This window comes from Pontiella desulfatans, from assembly GCF_900890425.1.
Lineage (GTDB): Bacteria > Verrucomicrobiota > Kiritimatiellia > Kiritimatiellales > Pontiellaceae > Pontiella > Pontiella desulfatans.
The window spans coordinates 1,944,700-1,969,296 of record NZ_CAAHFG010000001.1; the positions used below are offsets into that span (position 1 = coordinate 1,944,700).

A 24,597-nucleotide genomic window follows, 5' to 3' on the forward strand; every position below is an offset into this window, starting at 1 on the left:
AAATCCTTAGACCCCCCTCGAGAATTCGCGGTTTCATTGGCTAGCTCCGTTGAATGAACCTTCAAATTTGCGTAGCAGAATCATAGGGACTCCAACACCCGGCCCGTCTCGATATCGAGTTCATTGAGGATCAACCGGTAGGCAATGTAGGACGAGGAATACGCTCCCCTTGCCCGAACGAGATCGGTCTGGGCTTCGTTCAGGCGAGTGATGGATGCCATGCCGGCTTTGTAGGATTTTTCCACACTGTCGCGCACCTTGATCGACAGGTCGTGGATTTTTTCCTGCCGCTCGAAAACGGCCTTGGCGGTTTCGGCTTCATTGATCCGTTGTCGGAGCCCGGAGCGGATGGAAAGGCGCAACGCTTCCTGCTGTTCCTCCAGTGCGCGCATTTCGGCCTGCGCCTGCTTGACCGCATTAACCTTGCGGCCGCCGGCGAACAAATCCCACGAAGCCGCAACCCCGACATAGGAGTCGTAGTTGCCATGCTGTTCAATATTCCCCCAGCCTTCCTTGTCGGTATAGTTGACTTCGCCAACGGCGGCGACCTTGGGCATGAGGTCGCCTTTGGCGGCGCGCACCTGCTGGGCCAGCACGAGCTGGCCGGACGTGATGGCCTTGAAGTCGGGGCGGTGCGCCAGCGCATATTGCAGCTCGCCATCCATGGAGGGAACACGTCCCGGAGCGGCGAAGTCGATCGAAACGGGGCGCATGCCTTCCGGCAATCCGGCCTCGGGCAATGCCATCAACTCGGCCAGCACGGTGCAGCCGACGGCATAGTCGAGCCGGGCCTGCAACGCCGTGCTTTCGGCCTGCAGGGCGCGGATGGAAAAGTTGTGGACATCGGCCTCCGGCAGTGCCCCGGCCAGGAACCGTTTGCGGGCATCTTCCTCCAGGTTTTTGTTATAGGCATGGTCGCGCTCGGCAATGGCCACGTTCTGGCGCGCAAGTTGTGCCTGCCGGAAGGAAACGGTTGCCGAAAGAATCAACAGTCGGCGGGTTTCTTCTGAAAGTTCCTTGCTTTGCCGAACCCCGTATTTGGCGCCGAGGGAGCGGGCTTCGCGGGCAAAGCCGTCGAACAGCAGCCAGTTGCCCTGCATGCCGGCGGCGGCCTGCTTGAAGCTGTCGGAAAAACGGACGTCGGGCATCGAATCCGGATGCAGGCTTGCATCGATATGGCCATAGCTTCCCGTCATGGAGATCGTCGGGAGATAGGCCGAGCGCACCTGCTTGAGCACCGCCTCGGCGGCGGCAATGCGCTGGAGCGATTCCCGTACCGACGGGTTCGCCGCCAGCACCATCGACCGCACCTCGGCCAGCGACAGGCCGTTGGTTTGGGCCAATAGCATAGAAGGAATCAAGGTGAATAGTACGAATAGAGTTTTCATGGTTGTCCTCAATTAAGAATTAAGATTTCAGAATGAAGAATGAATAGCCTGCCCTTGCGGATGCAGACTGGTATTGATTCTTCATTCTTAATTCTTCGTTCTTCATTCTATAGATGGGTTTTGTCGACCTTGATGCGGTAGACCAGCGTGTAGACCACCGGCACGATGATCAGCGTCAGGAACGTGGCGGCGAACAGGCCGCCCATAATGGTTACCGCCATGCCGGAATAGAGCGCGTCGGCCAGCAACGGCGCCATGCCGAGGATGGTGGTTCCCGCCGCCATGATGACGGGACGCATACGACTGACGGATGAATCGAGCACCGCTTTGTAGGGCTCAACGTCCCGCCTAAGCTGCAATTCGATTTCGTCGATCAGAACCACGGCGTTCTTGATGAGCATGCCGGACAGGCCTAGGAACCCGAGGATGCTCATGAAGCCGAACGGCATACCGGTGAGCAGCAGCGCGGCGGTGACGCCAATGATCGAGAGCGGCACGCACATGAAGATGATCAGAGGGCGCCGAACCGAGTTGAACAGCCAGATCGTGATCACGAACATGCCCAACAGGCAGATCGGGAAGGTGGCCGCCAACGGGGCCTGGGCTTCGGCCGATTCCTCGAACTCGCCGGCCCATTCAAAGCGATAGCCGGGTGGCAGCTCAAGCCCTTCGATCTGTTCTGCAATCTTCAGGCGCAGGGTGTCGGGCAAGCCATAGACCGGATTGCAACGCGCGGTGATGGTGTTGAGGCGGTCGCGGCGCATCACATAGGGCCACTCCCATTCGCTTTCGATCTCGGTGACCACCTGGCGGATCGGCACGAATGCGCGGTTGCCCGAACTCCACACCTGCACATCGTCGAAGTTGTCAACCGTGCTGCGCTCGGATTCGGGGGGGCGCATCATGATCGGAATCATTTCGTTGCCTTCGCGATAAAGGCCGGACACCATGCCGTTGAAGTTGAGCTGGAGCGATTGCGCGAGATCGGCACGGGTTACGCCAACGCGGCGCGCCTGCGTTTCGGAAAACTCGGGGCGCAACACCTGAACCGGCTGGCGCCAATCGAGGCGGGCATCCTTGGCGGTTGGTTCGGCACGCATGATTTCGACCGCCTGCCTGCCGAGTTCCTCCAGCACCTGCTTGTCCGGGCCGAAGAACCGGGCCTCGACATAGAACGCGAGCGGCGGCCCGTTGGGGATGGTGCTGCAATAGGGTTCGGCCTTGGGAAAGTTTTTCTTCAAGTAGGCATCGATCTCCTTCACCAGATCCGAGATGCCGTGGTAGTCCTCGGTCTCGATCAACAGCATGCCGTAGCTCGGGTCGGCGGTTTCATAGTTGTACGACAACATGAAGCGCAAGGTACCCTCCCCGGCGAACGAGCTGGTTTGCTTCACGCCTTCGAGCGAACGCACATAGGCATCGATCTTTTCCAGATCCTCCGCCGTGCGGTCGATATGCGTGCCGGCAGGTCGCCAGTAGTTAATGTAGAAGTAGGGGGTTGGCGATCCCGGGAAAAAGGCTTGCGGCACCTTCTTGAATCCGGCCATGGCGGCCACCAGCAAGACGACGGTCGTGGCCACGGTGATGAAACGATGGTGGATGGCGAGGTGCAGCAGCTTGCGGTAGCGGCGGAACATCGGCTTATCGTAGGGGTCTTCGCCGTGCGTATCCGGAATCTTGAGGAACCAGACGCAGAAGAGCGGCGTGATGGTGACGGCCAGCACCCAGCTGATCAGCAACGACATCGCCATTACGTCGAAGAGCGAACGGCAGAACTCGCCGATGTTGCCCGGCGCAAAGCCGATGGCCGTGAAGGCGAGGATCGAGACGAAGGTTGCGCCGAGCAATGGCCACTGCGTATCGCGCACCACGTCCTGGGCGGCATCTTCGCGGCTCTCGCCGCGCTCGACGCGGATGAGGATACCGTCGGCCACCACAATGGCGTTATCCACCAGCATGCCCAGCGCAAGAATCAGCGCACCCAACGAAATCTTCTGCAGGTCGATATCCATGATCTGCATACCGAGAAGCGTTCCGCTGATGTTCAGCAGCAGCACCGCCCCGATCAGCAATCCGCTCTGCCACCCCATGAAAAACATCAGCAGCACCACAACGATAACAACGGCTTCGATCAGGTTAAGCACGAAACCGTTGACGGCGGACGTTACCATTTCGCTCTGGTAGTAGATCGAGTTCAGCTCCATCCCCTCGGGACGGGTTTGTTCGAGTTCGGCCAGCTTGACCTTGATGGACTCGCCCATGGTTACGACGTTGCCGCCCGCCACCGTGGAGATACCGATGCCGATGGCCGGGGCGCCGTTGAAGTTCATGATCTGGCGTTTGGGATCGTAGTAACCCCGGCGGACGGTGGCGATGTCCCCGAGGCGGACGAGCTCGTCGCCTCCACCGACGAAAAGGTCGGAGATGACTTGTTCGCTGGCGAGGTCGCCCGTGGGCGTAATACGCATATAGTTTCCGTCGATCTCAACCTTGCCACTGGGCTGCACCACGTTCTGGGCCTGCATCGTTCCGGCAATCTGCTCGGGAGAAAGCCCCAACTCGGTGATCCGCGCCCGGTCGAACTCGACATAGATCACCTCCTGCTGCAACCCCCAGAAGGCAATCTTCGCCACGTCGTCGCAGTGCAGCAGTTCCGTCTTGAGATCCTCCGCGTATTCCTTGAGCTCGGCATAGGAATAGTCCCCGCCGGTCAAGGCGAAGAAAACCCCGTAGACATCGCCGAAGTCGTCGTTGACGATCGAAGGCCCCGCGCCGGGCGGCAGCTGCCCCTGCATATCGCCGATTTTCTTGCGCAATTCGTCCCAGATCTGGGGGAGTTCCGTGCTGGTATAGGTGTCCCGGACATCGACGTAGACGATCGAGACGCCTTCCATCGAGGTGGAGTAGACCTCCTTGAGCTGGCTCATCGACTGGATGGCGACCTCGATCGGATCGGTGACCTCCTCCTCGACTTCGGTCGGGCTCGCGCCGGGATATTGCGTGACCACCAGCGCGGTCTTGATGGTGAAGTCGGGGTTTTCGAGACGCCCGAGTTTTTGATACGACAGAAAGCCCGCCGCAATCAGCATGATGGTCATGACAACCATCACCGTCCGTTTTCGCAATGCAAATGATGCCGGATTCATGATTCGATTCTCCGGCTAACGGTTTGCCGCGGTTTCAAGCGATAGCTGTTCGTGGATCAAGCGGCTTCCGGTGACCACAACCTGGTCTCCCTCCACCAATCCCTCGACCACCACGACGCGGGATTCCCCGTTAAGCGCTCCGATCACGACCGGGCGCAACTGCGCCTTGCCTTGTTCGGCGTCGTAGATCCAAACCGCGTTACCTTTCCGGGTGTCGGAAACCAAGGCCGATACCGGAACCGTGAGGACGCTCGCCACGTCGTCGGCCTGCGCGGGTTCGACCGTGGCCGTCATGCCCGGCAATACCGTGACGCCCTCGGGGGCTTCCATTTCAAAGATGGCGACATAGGTGCGCGTCAGCGCATCGGCCTGCGTGCTCCACTCCGTCAAACGCGCCTCGAAGCTTCTTGAGCGAATCGAGGGGAATGAGACGCTGACCTTGCTTTTGCTTTTGATCGGCGTTGCGATGATTTCGTTTTCCGGAATGTTCACGACGATTTCGAGTTGCTGAATGTTGTGGTAGCGCAGCACGGTTTCTCCGGGATTGATCATTTCGTGGTTTTCAACGAGCTGTTCCGTCACCGTGCCGTCGTAGGGCGCGAACAACGACGTATCCTTGAGCGCATGACGGGCAATCTGCAGCTGAACCTTGATGTTCTCAACGGCGGCGTCCGCGGAATCGAGTCCGCTTTTCCCCTTGTCGTAGTCGGATTGCGGAACGACCTTCTCTTCGAAGAGCCCGGCGATGCGTTTGTAATCTTGATCCGCATTGGCCTGGACGGCCTCCGCCCCGGAAAGTTGCGCTTCGAGCGATGCAATACGGTCTTCGAAATCGCGCGGATCGATCTGCATCAGCAGCTCCCCCTTTTTTACCGTTTTGCCGAGTTTCACGTTCACTTCGGTCAATGGCCCGCCAACGCGGAACGAAAGCGCGGTTTCTTCCGAGGCCTTGACGATGCCCGGATAGGCGCGGCGCCCATGCAACGGCGAGGCCGCTACCGTTTCATACCGAACCGGACGGGGCGTGTTGTTGAACGCCATCCGACCTTCGTTTTCATGCTTGGCCGCTTCTTTCTTTTTCGCGCCGGCGGCGCTCACCAATACAATGACCGCAAGCGCCAACAAGCCGCCCCCGACCCCGGTAATCATTTGTTTATTCAACTTCATTCCAATCCCTCAAGTTCCTTAATCCACCGGAAGCCCCAGCGACAACTGGGCCTGCCTAACCAACAAATCTTCCAATCTACTCAAATAGTCCTCCGAATAGCCTTCGACACCGAGCGCCTTTAAAAACACCTTCATGTAGTTGGCGTGGGCGAAGATCGGCATTTTCATGGTGATGGTGCGCTGAAACACCTCGGTTTCATCCATTGTGGGATCGACGGCTTTCAAGAAGCGCTCCAGGGCCGCCGTGCTGGGTTCAAGCACCTCTGCCCGGAACAGTTCATAGAGTTCGTCATCGCGCTGGAGCAGTTGGTAAATCACCTGCGAATGCCAGGCGGGCCGATCCGACCTGAACAGGTCGTTGATCTCGCTTGAAACAATGATCCGAACCACCTTGGCCAGCTCTTCGCGCGTTGAGTTTTCGTCGATCGCGTCGATCGCATCGTAATAGGCCCGGTGCAGGCACCAGCTCATCGCCTCGCGCACCACCGCCGCGAAGAGACCATCCTTGCCGCCGAAATGATAATGGATGCTTCCAATGTTTTCACCGGATGCTTCCGCCACCTTGCGGGTGGAAACGCTCGCGAACCCCTCCGCCGCCGCCAAGGTTCCTGCAGCATCAATAATGTTCATTCTCGTTGTTTCGGCTGCCGAATAGTGACTCATTTCCACCTCACATTTTTAATCAGACGACCAAATTTAATCATCTGCCCAATTTAGTCAACCGATTAAATCGTTTTTTTGATCGTTCGACTAAATTGAATAGTTTCCATTGCGTATTGCTAGGAAACCGAGCTTGCGGCACCCTTTTTCGATGCAGCCGCCCTATCTTCAATACAAGGACTACATGAAGCAACGCTACGGCGATGCGCTCTTCCGTGTACCGATCGACTTTAACCTGGGTTGCCCGAACCGGGAATCCGATGGATCGGGCGGTTGCACCTTTTGCAACGTGCGCGGCTCCGCCGCCGTCCAGACGATGGGCAAGGACTCGGTCGAAGAACAGATGGCCGAGGCGATCCGCTTCGCGCGCGACCGCTATGGCGCCAAGAAATACATGGCGTACATCCAGGCCTTTTCCGCCACCTTCGGCAAGCAGCAGCAACCGATGTATCTCGACCTGCTCGACGCCTTCGACTTTACCGCCGTCAGCATCGGCACCCGCCCCGACTGCCTGACGCCACAGGCCTACGATTTCCTTGCCGAACTCAACAAACACATCGAGGTGTGGGTGGAGCTCGGCGTGCAAACCGTGCACGACCGCACGCTGGAGCGCATCAACCGCGGCCACGACTGGGCCAGTAGCGAGACGGCCATCCAAAAGCTGCATGAACTCGGCATCAACGTCGCCGTCCACGTCATCCTCGGCCTGCCCGGCGAAACGGCCGAAGATTTCCGGCAGACCGCCGACACGCTGGCCGCCCTGCCCATCGATGCCGTCAAAATCCACAACCTGCATATTGAAAAAGGAACCACCCTTGCACTGGAGCACGCACTCGCTCCCCTGCCCGTTTTGATGGAGCACGATTTTGCCGAGCACCTGATGGATTTCATTCGTCGCATGCCGCCCGGTATCCCGATCATGCGGCTCACCACCGACACCCTGGACGAGGAACTGATTGCCCCGAAATGGCACATGGCCAAGGGGCAGTTCAAGGATTATGTCATCCAGCAAATGACTTGCCGGGAGTGGCGCCAGGGGGATCTCTTTGGGAGAGGGAAAAAGGAAGAACCGGAGAGCGGGAGCGGGCTGAAAACCGTTGAAACCGATGATGGGTCGGTCACATTTTGGAATGAGGACTATAAGGAGCACTACCACTCGCCCGCCGGCGCCCGGCTGGAGGCCGAGGAAAAATACATTGTTCCCGGTAAGCTGAAAGAGCGCCTGGAGAAAGGAGATCTCCATCTTTTGGATGTCTGCTTTGGTCTAGGCTACAACAGTCTTTGCGCGCTCGACGCAACGAAGCAAGATGCTTCGTCCACACTCTCGATCACCGCCTTGGAAATGGATCGGCGGGTGGTGGGCGCGGCGGCGAAAAACATCCAAACTTCGGACTCTGATTCCTTCGACTGGAAACAAACATTGGCGGAACTGTACAAGGGCCAAGCATCCAGCATCCCGTCCCAAGCATCCATAAGCATCCTCTGGGGCGATGCACGCCATACGATTACCAAACTCCCCACGCAGTATTTCGATCTAGTGTTTCTCGACGCCTTCTCCACCCAGCGCAACAGCGAACTTTGGACGGTCGATTTTTTCAAGAAACTCAAGGCCGTCATGAAACCCGACGCCGTGCTGCTAACCTATTGCGCCGCCATCCCCGTCCGCTCCGGCTTGATGGAGGCCGGGTTTTTCGTGGGCGAAACCGATCCGGTCGGGCGCCAGCGCGGTGGAACCCTCGCCGCCATGCGGGCGGAAGACATTGACCTCCCCCTGCCCGACCATGAACTACGGATGATCCGCGAAACCACCCGGGGCCTGCCCTACCGCGATCCGTACGGAGTTCGAACCAACAAGGAAATCCTGCGCGACCGACAGGAACGCATCATCGAATGCAAACAAGAAGATTCTTCCAATCGATAGGCAACTGTGCTTAATTCCGCCGGATTATGACGAACGACATCCATTTGACAGAAGACCTGCGCGTAAAAGAACTCAAAAAACTGGTCACCCCGGCCAAACTCAAGGAAGAGCTTCCGCTAGGGATCGAGCTCACCAACAAGGTGCTGGCCGACCGCGAAACCGTCCGCGACATCATTCACCTGCGGGACGACCGGATGCTGGTTGTGATTGGCCCCTGCTCCATCCACGATCCGTCGGCGGCGCTCGACTATGCCCAACGCCTGGCCAAGGTTGCCGACCAGGTGAAAGACCGCTACTTCATCGTTATGCGCGTCTACTTCGAGAAGCCGCGAACCACCATTGGCTGGAAGGGTTTCATCAACGATCCCCACCTCGACGATTCGTGCGACATGGAATTCGGCCTGCACGCCGCCCGCAAGCTGCTGCTCGACATCGCCATGCTCGGCCTGCCGATCGCCACCGAATTCCTCGACCCGATTGTCCCGCAATATACCGCCGACCTCGTCAGCTGGTCGGCCATTGGCGCACGCACGACCGAATCGCAGACGCACCGCGAAATGTCGAGCGGCCTCTCCATGCCGGTCGGCTTCAAGAACGCCACCGACGGCAACATCGAGATTGCCATCAACGCCATTGAATCGGCCAGCAATGCGCATAGCTTCCTCGGCATCGACCAGGACGGGCATACGGCGATTGTAAAGACCACCGGCAATCCGAACACGCATCTGGTATTGCGTGGCGGCAAGCAACCCAATTATCAATTTCCGGAAGTCACCTATGCCGCCTGCAAGCTCGAAGCTGCCGGCCTCGAAAAAACGCTGATGGTTGACTGCTCGCACGCCAACGCCAGCAAGGTGGCCCGCAACCAGGTCAAGGTCTGGGAAAGCATTCTTGAACAACGCGCCAAAGGCAACTGCCCGATCACCGGAGCCATGGTCGAAAGCTTCATCGAAGAAGGCAACCAGAAGATTTCCGGCAACCTCACCTATGGCCAATCCATTACCGATCCCTGCATCGACTGGGCAACCACCGAGAAGATGCTGCGAATGTAGCATGGTGCTCCGCGCCGTGTGCCGAACGTACGGGAAACGGCGCAGAGCACCGTTCTACTAATTCCCACCGGTCACACGGTAGAAGCCGTTGGTGGTGTCGGGCGTGACGCTGCCGGTGAAGTCGCGCGTTGCCGTGGTGACCGCCGTCCACGTTGCATTGGTGAGCGACTCCTTCTTTTCAACCACAAAGAACGGAACGCCGCCTTCCCATTCCAGCAGCACGTTGGTTGGATTTGCGCTGATGGAAGTAATTTGCAGGTCTTCAAGCGGCTGGACATCGGTTGCGGCGAGCACCACATCGTTGCCCGTTCCACCTACATAGGTGATTCGCAGCGTAACGTTGCCGGCCACCAGCGAAGCGCCTTCCGGCAGACCGTCGAAGGTGCCGGCGATCGGGTCCGAGCCGTCGTTGTCGATCACGAGGAACGAATCGCCCAGGGCGGGCACGAAGCCCCAGCTGATATCCAGGTCGGCATCGGCCAGCTTGATCGCGCCGTTGACGTCGAGCTGGTCGTAGCCCGGGAGAGTGAAGTCGTCGAGCTCCAGCTCGAACGTTGAACCGCTACCCAGCACCGTGCTTCCGGCACCCAATTGCCCGGCGCTCGCTCCCGGTGCCACGGTGCCGTCGCTTTCGACCGCGCCCACCGTGCCGATGCCGCTGAGCCGGCCGCCACCCAAGACCTTCACAAGGCTCGAAGACTGCGACCCGTTCACCCGCAGGGTTCCGGAATAAATTTCGGTGTCCCCGGAATAGGTGTTGTTTCCGGCAAGCGTAAACGTACCGTATCCATATTTCCGGAGCATTCCGGAACCCTCGATCAGCCCCTCGAAGCTGGTTGACGTTCCGTCCGCCCCAGTGCTTAACGTGCCGCTTCCAAGATCCACATGCCCGCTACCGGCCAGCGACCCGATATATTCGGTCGCGTTGTTCAGGTCGAACAAACCGGACGAGTCAACGGTTACCCGTTCCGTATCGATCTGCGCGCCACTCAGCAGACGCACGACATCCGCATCCGCACCGCCGTTGCCGTCACCAATATACAACCGTCCGATAATCGTGCCGTTGGCGACGCTCTTGTTCAGCGCCAACGTGCCTGCATCGACATAGGTGTTTCCGGTGTAGGTGTTGGCGATGGCACCGGAGAGGATCAGCGTGCCCTGGTTTGCCTTGGTCAGGTTGCCCGCGCCGCCGATTGAACCGGAAAGATCCAGCGTGGCCGCAACATGCCCGAGCGTGATGATTGAATCGGATTGCAACGTGATATCGCCCGTCCAAGCATTTGCGCCGCTGGTTGAATAGAGCCCGCCGTATCCGCTGTTCGATGAATTCAGCGTCAAGTGCTCGCCGGTAATCGTATGCCCGCCGCCGTGGATCTGCAGGTAGGCGCTACCGTTTACCGTGGTACCACCCGCCGCGGTTCCCAGTCCGAGATCGTTCTCCAACCGCAGTCCACCGGCTTCAATCAAGAACGGTCCGGTGAAGGTGTTCGCCGCCGTGAGCTGCAGCTCGCCGCCACCAGTTTTCGAGATGCTTCCTCCACCGGAAATAACCGCATCGATCACGAGCTCTGATGGATTGCCGGCCGATGCGGTACTTGGCGGAACCGAAAGAACCGTGCTTCCGGACAACGCAAGGTTTCCCGAAATCGTTGAAAAAGCATCAACGATGCCCTGCGAATCCACATTCACATCGTCCACGATCGTCAGCGTTGCGCTACCCGTATCGACATCCGCACCGCCGTTCAGGTTCAGATCACGTATGGCTTCGTTATATCCGTTCAGCTCATAAGACCCCGATGCGTTGACGGTAACATGGTCGAAGATCTCGCTGGAGCCCAGGTGCCGGGCCACTGCCGCCGGATCGCCCGAACCGTTGCCGCCAATGATTAGGGAGTGAGGAATGGACTGGCCGGTTTTGCCCATTAGCAGTGTGCCCTCCTCGACGGTGACATCCCCGGCAAACGTATTGTTGCCCGTGCCGGATAGCGTCAGTTCCCCTTCGCCAGTCTTGACGAGCGATCCCGCCCCATCGATGGGGCCGCTGATGTCCAAGGTATAGACATCGTACACTTCAATCTGGGTTTCCCGCAGCAGCGTTATCGGCCCGGCCCAGGAGTTTGATCCGGATGGAAACGAGCTGAAGATGGCGCGATAACTTGAACTGTCCATCGTCAGCGCTTCGTTCCCGACTTGCGTGCCCACCGTCAGTCTTGCGGCATTGTTAACAAACGTGCCTTCAGCTTCACTGCCCAATGACGTCGGTTGTCGTATAGAGAGCACTCCTTGATCCACGGTCATGGTCCCGGTGAAGGAATTAGCCGACATCAGATACAGGTATCCACTGCTCGTTTTGGTAATGTTGGCTGTTCCGCTCATCGCGGCATACATATAAAGCAACCCGGCGCTATCGATGGTGCATTCGCCGGTGCCCACATTCAGGTTACCGTAAATCCGGGATGATCCCACCGGATCGACCAGAATCTGGCTGTTGGCTCCGAGCGTAAGGGTGCCGGTGCCCGTTTGCACTTCGCCGCCCCCGTTCAGCGTCAGGCTGTTGCCGACCGTGTCGTTGAAGTTATTCAAATCGAGCAACCCGTCGGCATTTACGGTGATGGGAACCGAACCCAGCTGGAACTGTCCCAACTCCCGGGCAATCGCGCTGTCTGCCGCTCCCGAACCGTCGCCCACCGTCAACGAGCCGTAACCGACGGCCCAGTAGGGTGAGTTTTTGTCCATCAACAGCTGACCATCGTTCACGACGGTCGGACCGGTGAAGGCGTTATTCGCCGAACCGGAGAGAATCAGGTCGCCGGCCCCGATGAACGTGATGCCGCCCGAACCGGTGATGGTGCCGCCGAGTTCCAGCGAACCGCTGCTCGAAATCCGAGCATCTTCATCCAACACCACGTCGCCCGTCCAAAGAGAGGTGCTGCTGGCATAGAGCACCGTTCCGCTGGCCACGGGTCTATCCAGCGTCAACGGTTCACCGAGCACACTGTTGCCCACCAGATAAATAAAGCCTGTTCCTGTGGCGGTGGTGCCGCCGGCGGTCGTACCGAGCGCGCTGTTGTTGCGCACGTAGATGCCACCCTCGTTCACCGTCGTTGCCCCGGTGTAGGTGTTCGCGCCGAAGAGCGCCATATTGCCCGCACCCGTTTTCAGCATGCCGCCGCCGCTGACCACCGCGGTAATGCTCAGGTCGTAGCCCTGCGTGCCGTCGGCCACGTCGAACGTTCGCGTGCTGGCGTTTACACTGAGCTTACCATCGAAGAGCGCCTGGGAGGTTGAATAATTGACCGTGACAGTCCCGCCGAGATAAAGCGTCCCGCTCGAGCTGCCGGCGTGCCCGCCGTTGAAGGTGATTGCGCCCACGGTGTCGCTATAGGCATCGACGTCCAGGTAGCCATCGGCATTGATGATGATGGGAACCGTATCCCATAGCTGAAAGTCATCCTGAAGACGGACCATCACGGTGTCCGCCGAACCGGCATTGTCGCCGATTGTGAGCGACCCGTTGCGAATAGAATTCCCGCTGGTCTTGTTCAGCAGCAACGTGCCGTCGTTCACCATGGTGTCGCCGCCGTAGCTGTTGGCCGTCGACCCCGAAAAGATGTATGTGCCGTAGCCGTTCATCGAAATGCCGCCGGTGCCGCTGATGACGCCGCTGAACTCCAGCGTACCGCCGGTGCTGATGCCCGCATCCACGTTGAGTGTAACGGGCCCGGCCCAGCTGGACGCTCCGCTGGCGGACAGCGCGCTGCCGCTGCTGTTCGGTCGATCGAGCGCCAGCGGTTCCAGTCCGATATCGGTGCTGCTCAACTGAATGTAGCCGGTTCCGGTGACCGTTGTACCGGAGGCCGTGTCCCCCAGCGCATCGCCATTCGTGATATACAACCGGCCCTGATTCACTTCGGTTGTTCCCGTGTAGGTATTGACCGCTAGAAGCCCCAGCGTGCCCGCTCCTGTTTTCACGATATTGCCCCCGCTGAAAACGGCAGCGCCTTTCAAATCATATCCGGCCGCTCCATTATCTACGCTGAAGGTCCGCGTGCCCGCTCCAATATAAAGATTGCCGTCGAACTCCGCTTCCTCTGAAGACGCGTTGACGGTGACATCGCCACCGAGCCTGATTGAACCGGTCGCACTGCTGCTGGCCCGCCCCCCGTTGAAGGTGATGGGCCCGACGGTATCCGTATAGTTGCCTAGATCTAACCAGCCATCCTCATTGATAGTAATGGGTACAATCCCGATCTGGTACCCGGCCGCTTCCCGCACGATCGCGGCATCGTCGCCCCCCGAGCCGTTGCCGATGCTCAACGAGCCCGCATTAATGGCTCCATCAATGGCAGTCTTCGCCAGCTCCAGCGTACCGCTCAGCACCCGGGTTTGGCCGCTGTAGGTATTGGATGCGCTCCCCGCCAGCCGGAGCGTGCCATAACCATCCTTCAAGAGCTGGCCGGTGCCGCTAATCACTCCGTTCAAGGTGATCGACCCGCTGTTGGCAAACGAGAGCATGTGGCTGTCGAGATCGATATCCCCGTTGAAGGTCAGGCTGGACAGGTTCGCAGCGGCAAACAGCGCCGAGTCTATCAGGTTGATATCCAGATCAATGGTATTCGAATCGCCGGACGAGGTGACCTGCACCCCGAAATCGACACTGAGCTCGGAACCCTGAAGTGTATAACCACCACCGGTAAACTGGATCAGGAAAAACGTCCGGTTGCCGATGTTGTTATTGTTGACCTTATTGGCTGCTGTTTCCGGAAATACAAGAGTATCTCCGGCTTGAGGCGCCACATTACCTACCCAGTTTTGAGGGGCGCTCCAATAGATACTGTAACTTCCATCCCATGTACAGGTTGCCCCTTGCGCGGCAACTGCGCCGAACAACAGCGCAATTGTAAGGCATAATGCCCTATTGAATACAGTTGCACAGGCTTGTGCTTTCATGTTCTTCCCTCCCGTTGGAAGGGAAACCGCTTTCCGGCGACGCGGGCGCACGCCCGGAAAGATCGGAACCGGGAAGCATTTCCCCTCGATCAGGGAGGCAGTCTGATAACACCCCGTAACTTTGTCAATGCATCATGTTCTTATATCAATTATGTTGTGTAGATTATAACCTTAGTCGCATTTTGCTACAGCGAAACCAACTCGCCAACGGTCACATCCCCCCACCCCGGTTGGGCGAGCAGGTGTTCCAGCAGCATGGCGGAGGCGACGGCATCGTAGAGCGCGTCGTGGGCCGACTTCCCGGGGCAGAGTTCATCCACGCGAGGTTTGAGATCGAGCATCACCATCAAATCCTCAAGCGCATAGGAAGCGCAGCCCGGCCACACCCTGCGGGCAATTCGGAGCGTATCGATCCAGATGCCGAACTGGTGCATCGGAGCCATGGCACGAAGAAACTTTTTTTCCGTCGCCACGTTGTGGGCGCAGAGAGGATGGTCCGTCAACCTTGATTTTATTTGCGGCCAAAGCCCCTTCGGAGACGGGGCCGCAGCAATTTCATCGCGTAGCACGGCATGGCGCCCCGGCGCGTGCGGATTAAACGGACGGTTGGCCTCCACCCGCAGCAGGCTTTCGAACATGGAGTCCGGATCAACCTTGCCGCCTTTCAGCGTCACCATGCCAATCTGCCACGGCTCGGTCGGGAAGCCCCGAACCGAACCGGTCGTTTCATAATCCAGCACCGTAATCTCGGCATTAAAAATGGCCATGGTTGAATCCATGGCCATTATCATCCACATCAGGATGTCTATTGCAATCCTTACCCTTCAAGAGCGAGGAGGAGCGGCTCTTCGAGGGCATCGACGATCCAGCGGATGAAGCGCGCGCCGTCGGCGCCATCGATGATGCGGTGGTCGTAGGAAAGCGACAGCGGCATCATGAGTTTGCCATCCTGTTCAACGGCACGCCCAACACCGAGGATCGCCACCTCCGGCGAATTGATGATGGGCGTGAAGAACGTTCCACCAATGCCGCCGAGATTGCTGATGGTGAAGGTTCCCCCCTGGAGATCATCCAGCCCGATCTTGCCTTCGCGCGCCTTGGCGGCGATGCCGCCGAGATCCTTGGCCAGCTCGATCATGTTTTTCTGGTCGGCGTCGCGGATGACCGGAACCATGAGACCTTTCTCGGTGTCGACGGCGATGCCGATGTTGTAGAAATCCTTATAGATGATTTCCGAAGCGTCGGGATCGATGCTGCAGTTAAAGTTCGGGAAGACCTTCAGCGCGGAGGCAACGACCTTCACGAGGATCGCGGTAACCGTCAGCTTGGCCCCTTCGGCCTCGGCCTTCTTGCCAAACTTTGCGCGCAGGTCGTTGAGGTGGGTAATGTCGGCCCAGTCCTGCTGGGTGACATGCGGGATGGTTGCCCAGCAATGCGCCATGTGGTTCATGGTGGCCTTGCGGATGGCCGACATCTTTTCAACACGCGTTGCGCCGTGGAAGCGCGGGCGGCCTCCCCCGCTTTCCAGCGTGGACTTGGCAAAGTTCTTCACATCCTCCAAACTGATGCGCATGGTGCTGCCGGAGGGCGACACCTCGTGGATATCCACCCCGAGCTCGCGCGCCAGACGGCGGACGTTGGGTGCGGCCGAGACCGGCTTGGAAGCCGAAGATGCCACAGGGGCCGCAGCAACCGGTGCAGGAGCCGGCGTGGGTGCGGGCACCGGGGCAGGTGCTGGGGCGGCAACCGGAGGCGCCTCCTCGGCAGCCTCCGACGCGGTATCCGGAACCGCAGCTTGAGCCACGGGTTCCGGGTTGGCGGCGGCGCCCTCGGAATCGATGGTGAAGGCGAGCTGGCCGACGCCGACGCTGTCGCCATTGGCGACGTGCACGGCAACGATGGCGCCGGTGGCAGGCGATGGGATTTCCATGCTGGCCTTGCCGGCCTCGATTTCGAGCAGCGACTGCCCTTCGGTTACCATGTCGCCAACCGCCACCAGGACGTTGACGACATCGCCGGACTCAATGTTTTCCCCGAGTTCGGGAAGTTTAAATTCAAGTGCCATGGTTTTATTCTCCTACCGGATTGGGTTTGGCGGAATCGATGCCCAGTTCCTTGCGGGCCTTCTCCAATTTCTTTTTGTCGAACTCACCCTTTGCGGCCAACGTGGACAGCACGGTGAAGGCGATTGCATGGGCATCCACTTCGAAATGCTTGCGCAGGGCGCGGCGTCCGTCGGAACGGCCGAAGCCATCGGTGCCCAGGGCGGTGATGCCACCCGGAACGGCCGCGGACAGCGACGTTGGCAAAAGCTTCATGTAGTCGGACGCGGCGATGACGGGGCCGGTTTCGCCTTCGAGGCATTCGGTGATGTAGGCCTTGGCCTCGTTGCCGTTGCGCACCTGCTCGCGCTCGGTGTCGAGCACGTCGTTGATCAGGTTCTTGTAGCTCGTGACCGACCAGACGTTGGTTTCGATGCCATACGTTTCCTTCAGCAGGGCCGCGGCCTTGACGGCCTCCGGCAGGATGGCGCCGGAACCGAGGATCTGCGCCTGCGCCTTGTCGGACGACTGGAACTTGTACATGCCCTTGAGGATGCCCTCCGCCACGCCTTCCGGCATCGGCGGTTGCTCATAGTTGTCGTTCATCAAGGTGATGTAGTAGAAGATTTGCTCGTCGTCGACATACATGCGGCGGATACCGTCCTTGATGATGATCGCCAGCTCGTAGGCATAGGCCGGATCGTAGGCGACGAGGTTCGGGATGGTGAGCGCGAGCACAAGGCCGTGGCCGTCCTGGTGCTGCAGGCCCTCGCCGGCGAGCGTGGTGCGGCCGGCGGTGGCGCCCATCAGGAAGCCCTTGCAGCGGGAGTCGCCGGCAAGCCATGCGGAATCGCCGATGCGCTGGAAGCCGAACATCGAATAGTAGGTGTAGAACGGAATCGTGTTGATGCCGTGGTTGGCGTAGGCGGTTCCGGCCGCCACGAACGAGGAAAAGGCACCGGCCTCGGTGATGCCCTCTTCGAGGATCTGGCCGTCCTTGGCTTCCTTGTAGTAGAGCAGGTTGTCGGCATCGACCGGTTCGTAGAGCTGGCCGGAGTGGGCATAGATGCCAACCTGGCGGAAGAGCGCATCCATGCCGAAGGTGCGGGCTTCGTCCGGTACGATCGGGACAATCAACTTGCCGATGCCGGGGTCGGACAGCAGCTTCGAAAGCACCCGCACAAAAACCATGGTGGTGGAAACCGGGCGTTCGGAACCGGCATCGAATTCCTGGAAGATTTTATCGGCCGGCATTTCGACCGGGGTGTATTCGGTGCGGCGCGTCGGGACATGCCCGCCGAGCGAGGCGCGGCGCTGGCGGAGGTATTGCATTTCCGGACTATTGTCCGCCGGGCGGTAGAACGGGACGCTATCGATCTCCTCGTCGGAAATCGGAATGCCGAAGCGGGTGCGGAATTCGCGCAGGGAAACCTCGCCCATCTTTTTCTGCGAGTGGGTAATGTTCTGCCCTTCGCCCGCCGTGCCCAGGCCATAGCCCTTGACCGTCTTGGCCAGGATGACGGTCGGCTGTCCTTTGGTTTCTAGCGCGGTCTTGTAGGCGGTGTAAACCTTGGCCGGATCGTGCCCGCCACGGCGCAGGCGCTTGATTTCGGAATCGGAAAGGTGTTCCACCAGTTTAAGCAGTTTCGGGTCGGTGCCGAAGAAGTGCTCGCGGACGTAGTCGGCGTCTTCCACAGTGTATTTCTGGTATTGCCCATCAACCACCTCGCCCATGCGCTTGGCCAGCAGGCCGTCGTGGTCTTTTTCGAGCAGCGGATCCCAGCTATCGCCCCAAACGACCTTGATCACGTTCCATCCGGCCCCGCGGAAGGCGGCTTCGAGTTCCTGGATGATCTTGCCGTTGCCGCTGACCGGGCCATCGAGGCGCTGCAGGTTGCAGTTGACGACAAAGGTGAGGTTATCGAGTTTTTCGCGGGCGGCGAGCTTGAGCGCGCCGAGGGATTCGGGTTCGTCGGTCTCGCCATCGCCCAGGAACGCCCAGACTCGCTGGTCGGTCGGTTTGCGCAGGCCGCGGTCTTCGAGATATTTGATGTAGCGCGCGTGGTAGATCGCCGTAATCGGGCCGAGCCCCATGGAAACCGTCGGGAATTGCCAGAAGTCGGGCATGAGCCACGGATGCGGATAGGAGGAGAGGCCGGGGGTGTCGTGCAGCTCGTGGCGGAAGTTCTTGAGATGGTCGTCGGTCAGGCGGCCCTCCAGATAGGCGCGCGCGTATACGCCCGGCGACGAGTGGCCCTGGAAATAGACGAGGTCGCCCGGGAAATCCTCGGTGCGCCCCCGGAAAAAGTGGTTGAAGCCCACCTCGTAGAGGGTGGCGATGGATTGGTAGGACGAGATGTGCCCGCCTATACCGTCTTCCTCGCGGTTGGCGCGCACCACCATGGCCATGGCGTTCCAGCGGATGAGCGACTTGATGCGGCGTTCCATTTCACGGTCGCCCGGATAGGCCGGTTGTTCGGCAAGCGGAATCGTGTTGATATAGGGGGTGTTGGCGGAAAACGGCAACCGAACGCCCTTGCGGTGCGCCTCGACTTGCAGGTCGTGCAAGATATCCTTGACGCGATCTGCCCCCTCGGTCTCCAAAAGCTCATCCAGCGCGTCGAGCCAGTCCTGCTTTTCGAAATCCACACTTTCCGTATTCGAATTGGTTGTTTCCATGTTTGGTTCCTTCGTTTTGAGTGCGGCCAATTTAAATAGGAGTGAACCAGTACACAATTAAAAAATGACAAAAACAACCCGTTGTCCCATCATATTTTCCATGTTTATCTCCCGGGATTGGCATTTCAGGGGGAACTTCGCGGAGGCCCGGAGCCGTTTCTTCCCCAAACGTGCTTTTTTCCAGGCACCGGATGTGGTTTAAAGGGCGGCTGTTGCGAGTCTGGAGAAAAAAATGAAATACATCGGAGCACACGTTAGTGCCAGCGGAGGGGTGGAAAACGCCCCCCTTAATGCCGCCGAAATCGGGGCCAATGCCTTTGCCCTGTTTACCAAGAACCAGCGGCAATGGGTGGCCAAGCCCCTGACGACCGAGAGCATCGACGCCTTTAAAGCCAACTGCGAAGCGCATGGCTTCAAGGCGGGGCAGATTCTTCCCCACGACTCCTACCTGATCAACCTCGGCCATCCGGAAGCCGACAAGCTCGAAAAATCGAGGGCCGCCTTCCTCGACGAAATGCAACGCTGCGAACAGCTCGGGCTCGACCGGCTCAACTTCCATCCGGGCAGCCATCTGCAGCAAGTTTCCGAGAGCGAATGCCTCGCGACGATCGCCGAGTCGATCAACATGGCCTTGGACCAAACCCAGGGGGTGTCCGCCGTGATTGAAAACACGGCTGGCCAAGGTTCCAACCTCGGCTTCCGGTTCGAGCATCTCGCCGAGATCATCAGCCTGGTTGAGGACAAGCAGCGGGTTGGCGTCTGCATCGACACCTGCCATAGCTTTGTCGCAGGCTACGACCTCAGCACGACAGCCGCTTGTGAAGCGGTCTTTAGTGAATTTGACCGCGTGGTCGGATTCGACTATCTAAAAGGCATGCACTTGAACGGTTCTAAAAAGGAACTTGGTAGCCGTGTCGACCGCCACCATAGTCTCGAACAGGGATTCCTTGGATTGGATGTCTTCAAATACATTATGAACAGCGACCACTTTAACGGCATCCCCATGGTGCTCGAAACCATCGACGAAACCATCTGGGCGGAAGAAATCAAACTACTCAGGAGCTTTGAGGAAGGGTAGCCACAAAAATGCACAAGAAGCACGAAGACCGTAGCGCGGTTCTTTGTGGTTTTTGGGCTCTTCGTGGCCAAATAAGAACATGAATCTGCTAGAAAACATCCGAGTCGTCCTCGTTGAGCCGATCTTCGGCGGGAATGTCGGTTCCGTATGCCGGGCGATGAACAACAATGGCATCACGGACCTGGCTATTGTCAACCCGCGCCCGGAGTTCGACTGGGACGACGCACGCAAGCTTTCCTGCAACGCCAAAGAGCAGCTGGAGGCCCGCAAGGAATATGCAACCCTCGCCGATGCGGTGGCCGGTTGCACCGTTGTGGCGGGAACGTCAGCGCGAACCGGATTCTACCGCGACACCGCCTACTCACCCAAAGAGTTTGCCCCGATCGGGCTGGAGAGCGCACAGGATCAGAAGATTGCGTTGGTGTTTGGTCGCGAAGACAAGGGGCTGTTCAACGAGGAACTGGCGCTTTGTACGCACATCATCCAGATTCCCTCGAGCGAACTCTACACCTCCCTCAACCTGTCGCACGCCGTCTATGTCTGCTGCTATGAAATGTTTTCCGCCGCCGGCATCTTCCAGCCCTCCGAAGAAACCGCGCAAGAAGCCGACTCCGCCTTTCGCGAGCGCATGTTCGCCGTCTGGCGGGAAATGATGATCGAGACCGAATTCACCCACGACCAAAAGCTCGACCATATGATGATGGGCCTTCGCCGCATCTTCACGCGCGGCAAGCTCACCGTCCCGGACTGTAAAATTCTGATGGGTCTCGCCAAGCAGACCCTCTGGGTGACCAACCAATGGCGCAACGAACAGGAAAAGAAAAACCACTAGTCTTCACTTATTTTCACTAATCAGTTTTCCAATGCATTGGAATTAGTGTTGATTAGTGCAAATTAGTGGTCAGGAAAATATGAACGGATTCCCAGAAAAGAAACACATCTCAAAAGCCGAGATCAACGAGTTGCCGATGAAGTCCTACGACGGGCCGATCCATCTATTCAACACCGAGGCCGAAGCCGATGCGGCGGCAGCCAAGCTGCTGGACGAAACCCTGCTGGGTTTTGATACGGAAACACGTCCGGCCTTCCGCAAGGGGGAGAGCTATGACCCTTCCCTGCTCCAGCTCGCCACCGAACAAGCGGTTTTCCTGTTCCAACTCCAGCAGTGCGGACTGACGCCCAACTTGATCAAGGTGCTCTCCTCGCCGGACATCGTCAAAGCCGGAGTTGCCATTGACCGCGACATCAGCGAGCTTCAGGCCATGGAACCTTTCGAAGCCGATGGTTTCATTGAATTGGCCATCCCCGCCAAGGAGGCCGGCATCAAGAACCTGGGCCTTCGCGGCATGACCGCTATCTTGTTCAGCTTCCGGATCTCGAAGAAGGAGCAGGTTTCCAACTGGGCGCGCCCCGAGCTGACCGAATCGCAGCAAACCTACGCCGCCACCGATGCCTGGCTCGGACGTAAGATCTTCCTCGCGTTCCAGGAAAACGGCCTGGTGTAAACGCAGAAAAAGCGCCCTCGCAATGCTGGGCGCTTCCTCTAAACACAGGGCAGGCACGGATGCCCGCCCCACTTGTTTTCGTCAATAATCCAGACTGATCGACGCGAACACGCGCGCTTCCGGCGGAATGTCAGTATCTTCGTAGGTCACCGGATCAGCCAGCGAATAGGCTCCACCAATATCCGCTCTGACTCCAAAAATATTGAGGCCGAGACCAGCGGTTGCAACCCAATCCGAATCATCTAGAGCAATGTTCTTGTAGGCACCCAGGCGCAACGCCAGCAACCAGATGTCGAATTCGGTGCCGAATGAAAGACGCTGGATGTCGTAGCCATCAAGCAGCGTGCCGGTTTCGAGCACATCGTAGTTCATTTCCAGCATGAAGCGGCTGGAGGGGATGAAGGCCGCCCCCAGCGTGAGCTGGGGGTCGATGGTCACGTCATCGATTTTGACCGTCCGGTCCCGACCTGTTCCGGGATCCGTGTACGTCTCCTCGAATCCTTTGAACTTCGGGCTATTCAGGTTTTTGCCCACCACGGCGAACTGTACCATCGGCAGACGGTAGAGCATGCCGAGATCAAGGCCAAAGTTCAGGGTGGCTTCGGTATTGTCCGATGCGATTTCGATGGCCTCATCCAATGCGTCCTCCTCGAAGAACCAAATGTTTGCCCCCGTGACCGTTCCGTACATGCCCTTGGCTGTCGCGCCCACGGAAAGACGCCCATCCATGAACGACCGGCCATAGCTGAGAGGTACTTCAACCACACCAAAGGCGCGCCCAACAGCGACGGATGTATTGTCCGCCAAGTCGCTTTCGAAATCGATATTGCTGATTAATTTGACCGTATTGTTTACGTCGTCGCCGTCGATTCCGGCGGTGCCCTTGTACTCGGCCAATTTAGAGTCCAGGAATTTGACCGCATCCTCATCGCCCAGCTGGTCAATCAATGTTTGCCGAGCAGCAGCATCAAGAACCTGGTAATTGTGGCTCGCGGCGTTGAAGCCATCCTGTGACGCGACATCGTTAATGTTACCGACGAATTGATTTAGATCCTGTCCAATCCCAATGTTCGCCGTATCGGGAACAATATAGGCCACCGCTTCGCCGAATACACGGATGCCAAAGCCCCAGTGCCCAATGCGCAAACTGGTGCCAACGTTCATATCCACATAGGCGGTGTCGCCGGCATCAATTCCTTCAAGGGTGGTGGCAACGGCAAACAAGGCGTCGATGGCCTCCGATTCCGCCGCAAGTCCGTCCTCTCCGAAAAGATCGAAATCAATATCGGTGAACAGGTTCAGGTATTTTCCCATGTCGCCGGTCATGTTATAGCCAACGCCAAAATCGACCAGGGACCATCCCCAATCCTGTTCGCCCATTTTATTGCGGTCGAGCTTATTGGTTTCCGAATGCATGAAACCGAACGCCGCCGGGTTGTAATATTGCGCCGACGCATCGCGCGTCGAAACCGCATTGGCACCACCCATGCCCATCGCGCGAGCGCCAACAAATCCATAGTCAGCAAAACCACATGGCACGATGGCCAATCCAGCCACCACGGCCACCTTAATTTTCTTATCCATCCCTGTCATTTCCATTCTCCTTAGTTACAATGGTTCCCAGCATACTTCGCGACACTTTACTCCACAAACAAAATTAAGAGGTAAAACCTCATCAATTTCATCCATGGTGCACCAAACAGGAAGACGTTCTTCCGGTTCGACGCGTTTGCCGAACCCCCTTTTCCATCAGCAAATCCGCCATGGGGCCATCGACTTTCACCAAGGCAACGAAGATTGCGGAAACATCCGTCCCGCATTCGGCGCACACAAAGACCGCCGAACGAGTCCGCCAAACGCCATGATCCATCCAACATTCGCACACCATCTTGCATCTCCTTATGCGGGGTAGGCTTTCCAGCCGGCCCAGGGCAGACAGGAATGTCCGCCCCACATGTTCCTACGGCTCTGCGCGAACACGGAAAAACTGTTGGTTCGCTTCCACCGGGATCGACCACTCGACCGGCGGGGCGGCGTTGGTCCAGGTGGTGAGGTCGTCGGACTTCATCAGCTGCAGCGAAAGGTCGGCCATGCCGCCCGACGTTTCCAACGCCAACTGCCCAACGGCCACATCCACCACCACGTTCGATTCGTAGAGTCCGAACGTTCCGCCGTTGTTGCGAATAAAGTCGACCATGGCGTTATGACTGTTAGTTGGGTTGTATCCATGCGCCACCTCGAATCCATCGCTGAAGTTATCCCCATCCGTATCGCCACTATGCAGGTCGGTTCCGTGAATGGTTTCGAGATAGTCGGTCAGGCCGTCGTCGTCATCATCGTGGGCCAGCTCGTGAACCAGCAGGTTGTCCGCCTCCTGGCGGATTAGCCAACCGGGCGACACCGACAAACCGGAATAGTCGCTGCCCGCACCGCCCAAAACAACGGCCAATCCCTGGGGCGAGACCCCGGCAATCGCCGACAGCAGCACCAGCCCGGAACCGCCCACCATTCCCGACACATCGACGGTATCCGCAACCGTATTGCTCACCGCATGCAGCTCGAATATCCCGCCGTCGCAAACCAAGTTGCTTTGAACCGTGAAGATCCCAACCGCACCGCCACCGGGCTTCAGCGAACCCTTTAGCAACAGGTTTCCGGTCAATGCCCCGTCGCCGGAAAGCACCGCACCGGAATCCACCAGCACTTGATTAGCCGAAACTGTTTCATTTACAGAAAACACCGTCCCATTCCCCACCGACAGCACCGCAGCCTGCACCGCGATGGCGAAGAACGAAAACCCATAAACCATCAGCCTTCTTATTGGTTCATGCCCTATCAGCGAAGTGGGAAGTAGCTCGCATATCCGATGCGAGTTGTCGCGGCATGGGCCGCGCGATCTACCGGAAAACGCGGATCGGATATCCGCGCTACAGACCAGGCACCGACGTGCTCCCTCAAAATGGGCCATAACGCTGGTTATCGTTATCATACCGACCTCCATTCAATAGT

General features: G+C 58.4%; 15 protein-coding genes. 5 read left to right on the top strand and 10 right to left on the bottom strand.

Annotated features, from left to right (window positions below):
- Positions 1–80 precede the first annotated feature (80 nt).
- The 4 genes from E9954_RS07160 to E9954_RS07175 all read right to left on the bottom strand — a co-directional run bounded on the left by E9954_RS07160 (position 81) and on the right by E9954_RS07175 (position 6,331).
- Positions 81–1,388, bottom strand: a complete 1,308-nt coding sequence (locus tag E9954_RS07160) for a TolC family protein (protein WP_136078524.1) — start codon at positions 1,386–1,388, stop codon at positions 81–83.
- Positions 1,389–1,495: 107 nt separating this feature from the next.
- Positions 1,496–4,534: an efflux RND transporter permease subunit gene (locus E9954_RS07165; RefSeq protein WP_136078525.1), complete on the bottom strand. Its 3,039-nt coding sequence runs from the start codon at positions 4,532–4,534 to the stop codon at positions 1,496–1,498.
- Between the two features lie 15 nt (positions 4,535–4,549).
- Positions 4,550–5,701 (bottom strand): efflux RND transporter periplasmic adaptor subunit, encoded by a 1,152-nt coding sequence (locus E9954_RS07170; RefSeq protein WP_136078526.1) that lies wholly within the window; start codon positions 5,699–5,701, stop codon positions 4,550–4,552.
- A gap of 18 nt (positions 5,702–5,719) precedes the next feature.
- Positions 5,720–6,331 (bottom strand): TetR/AcrR family transcriptional regulator, encoded by a 612-nt coding sequence (locus E9954_RS07175; RefSeq protein ID WP_168442053.1) that lies wholly within the window; start codon positions 6,329–6,331, stop codon positions 5,720–5,722.
- 163 nt (positions 6,332–6,494) lie between these two features.
- Between E9954_RS07175 and E9954_RS07180 the strand changes: the two genes are divergently transcribed.
- Both E9954_RS07180 and E9954_RS07185 read left to right on the top strand, forming a co-directional pair.
- Positions 6,495–8,282, top strand: coding sequence for a TIGR01212 family radical SAM protein (locus tag E9954_RS07180; protein WP_136078528.1), 1,788 nt, complete (start codon positions 6,495–6,497; stop codon positions 8,280–8,282).
- A 26-nt stretch (positions 8,283–8,308) separates the two neighbouring features.
- Positions 8,309–9,334, top strand: a complete 1,026-nt coding sequence (locus E9954_RS07185; RefSeq protein WP_136078529.1) for a 3-deoxy-7-phosphoheptulonate synthase — start codon at positions 8,309–8,311, stop codon at positions 9,332–9,334.
- 57 nt (positions 9,335–9,391) lie between these two features.
- Here the strand turns inward: E9954_RS07185 and E9954_RS07190 are convergent, their stop codons facing one another.
- The 4 genes from E9954_RS07190 to aceE form a co-directional block, all read right to left on the bottom strand.
- A complete protein-coding gene (locus E9954_RS07190; RefSeq protein ID WP_136078530.1) occupies positions 9,392–14,284 on the bottom strand; it encodes a beta strand repeat-containing protein in 4,893 nt (1,630 codons plus the stop codon).
- A gap of 185 nt (positions 14,285–14,469) precedes the next feature.
- Positions 14,470–15,063, bottom strand: coding sequence for a 3'-5' exonuclease (locus E9954_RS07195; RefSeq protein ID WP_168442054.1), 594 nt, complete (start codon positions 15,061–15,063; stop codon positions 14,470–14,472).
- 38 nt (positions 15,064–15,101) lie between these two features.
- Positions 15,102–16,349 carry a 2-oxo acid dehydrogenase subunit E2 gene (locus tag E9954_RS07200; protein ID WP_136078532.1) on the bottom strand — a complete coding sequence of 416 codons (1,248 nt, stop codon included), beginning with the start codon at positions 16,347–16,349 and terminating at the stop codon, positions 15,102–15,104.
- 4 nt (positions 16,350–16,353) lie between these two features.
- Positions 16,354–19,005: a pyruvate dehydrogenase (acetyl-transferring), homodimeric type gene (aceE, locus tag E9954_RS07205; RefSeq protein ID WP_136078533.1), complete on the bottom strand. Its 2,652-nt coding sequence runs from the start codon at positions 19,003–19,005 to the stop codon at positions 16,354–16,356.
- Between the two features lie 232 nt (positions 19,006–19,237).
- Between aceE and nfo the strand changes: the two genes are divergently transcribed.
- From nfo to E9954_RS07220, 3 genes are all read left to right on the top strand, one after another.
- Positions 19,238–20,083 (top strand): deoxyribonuclease IV, encoded by an 846-nt coding sequence (nfo, locus tag E9954_RS07210; RefSeq protein ID WP_136078534.1) that lies wholly within the window; start codon positions 19,238–19,240, stop codon positions 20,081–20,083.
- A 79-nt stretch (positions 20,084–20,162) separates the two neighbouring features.
- Positions 20,163–20,915, top strand: coding sequence for an RNA methyltransferase (locus E9954_RS07215; RefSeq protein WP_136078535.1), 753 nt, complete (start codon positions 20,163–20,165; stop codon positions 20,913–20,915).
- Between the two features lie 79 nt (positions 20,916–20,994).
- A complete protein-coding gene (locus E9954_RS07220) occupies positions 20,995–21,588 on the top strand; it encodes a 3'-5' exonuclease (protein WP_136078536.1) in 594 nt (197 codons plus the stop codon).
- An 81-nt stretch (positions 21,589–21,669) separates the two neighbouring features.
- On the opposite strand, the gene traF is transcribed toward E9954_RS07220, so the two are convergent.
- A complete protein-coding gene (gene traF, locus E9954_RS07225) occupies positions 21,670–23,172 on the bottom strand; it encodes a conjugal transfer protein TraF (RefSeq protein WP_168442055.1) in 1,503 nt (500 codons plus the stop codon).
- A 376-nt stretch (positions 23,173–23,548) separates the two neighbouring features.
- Positions 23,549–24,397: a thrombospondin type 3 repeat-containing protein gene (locus E9954_RS07230; RefSeq protein ID WP_136078538.1), complete on the bottom strand. Its 849-nt coding sequence runs from the start codon at positions 24,395–24,397 to the stop codon at positions 23,549–23,551.
- Positions 24,398–24,597: the final 200 nt, after the last annotated feature.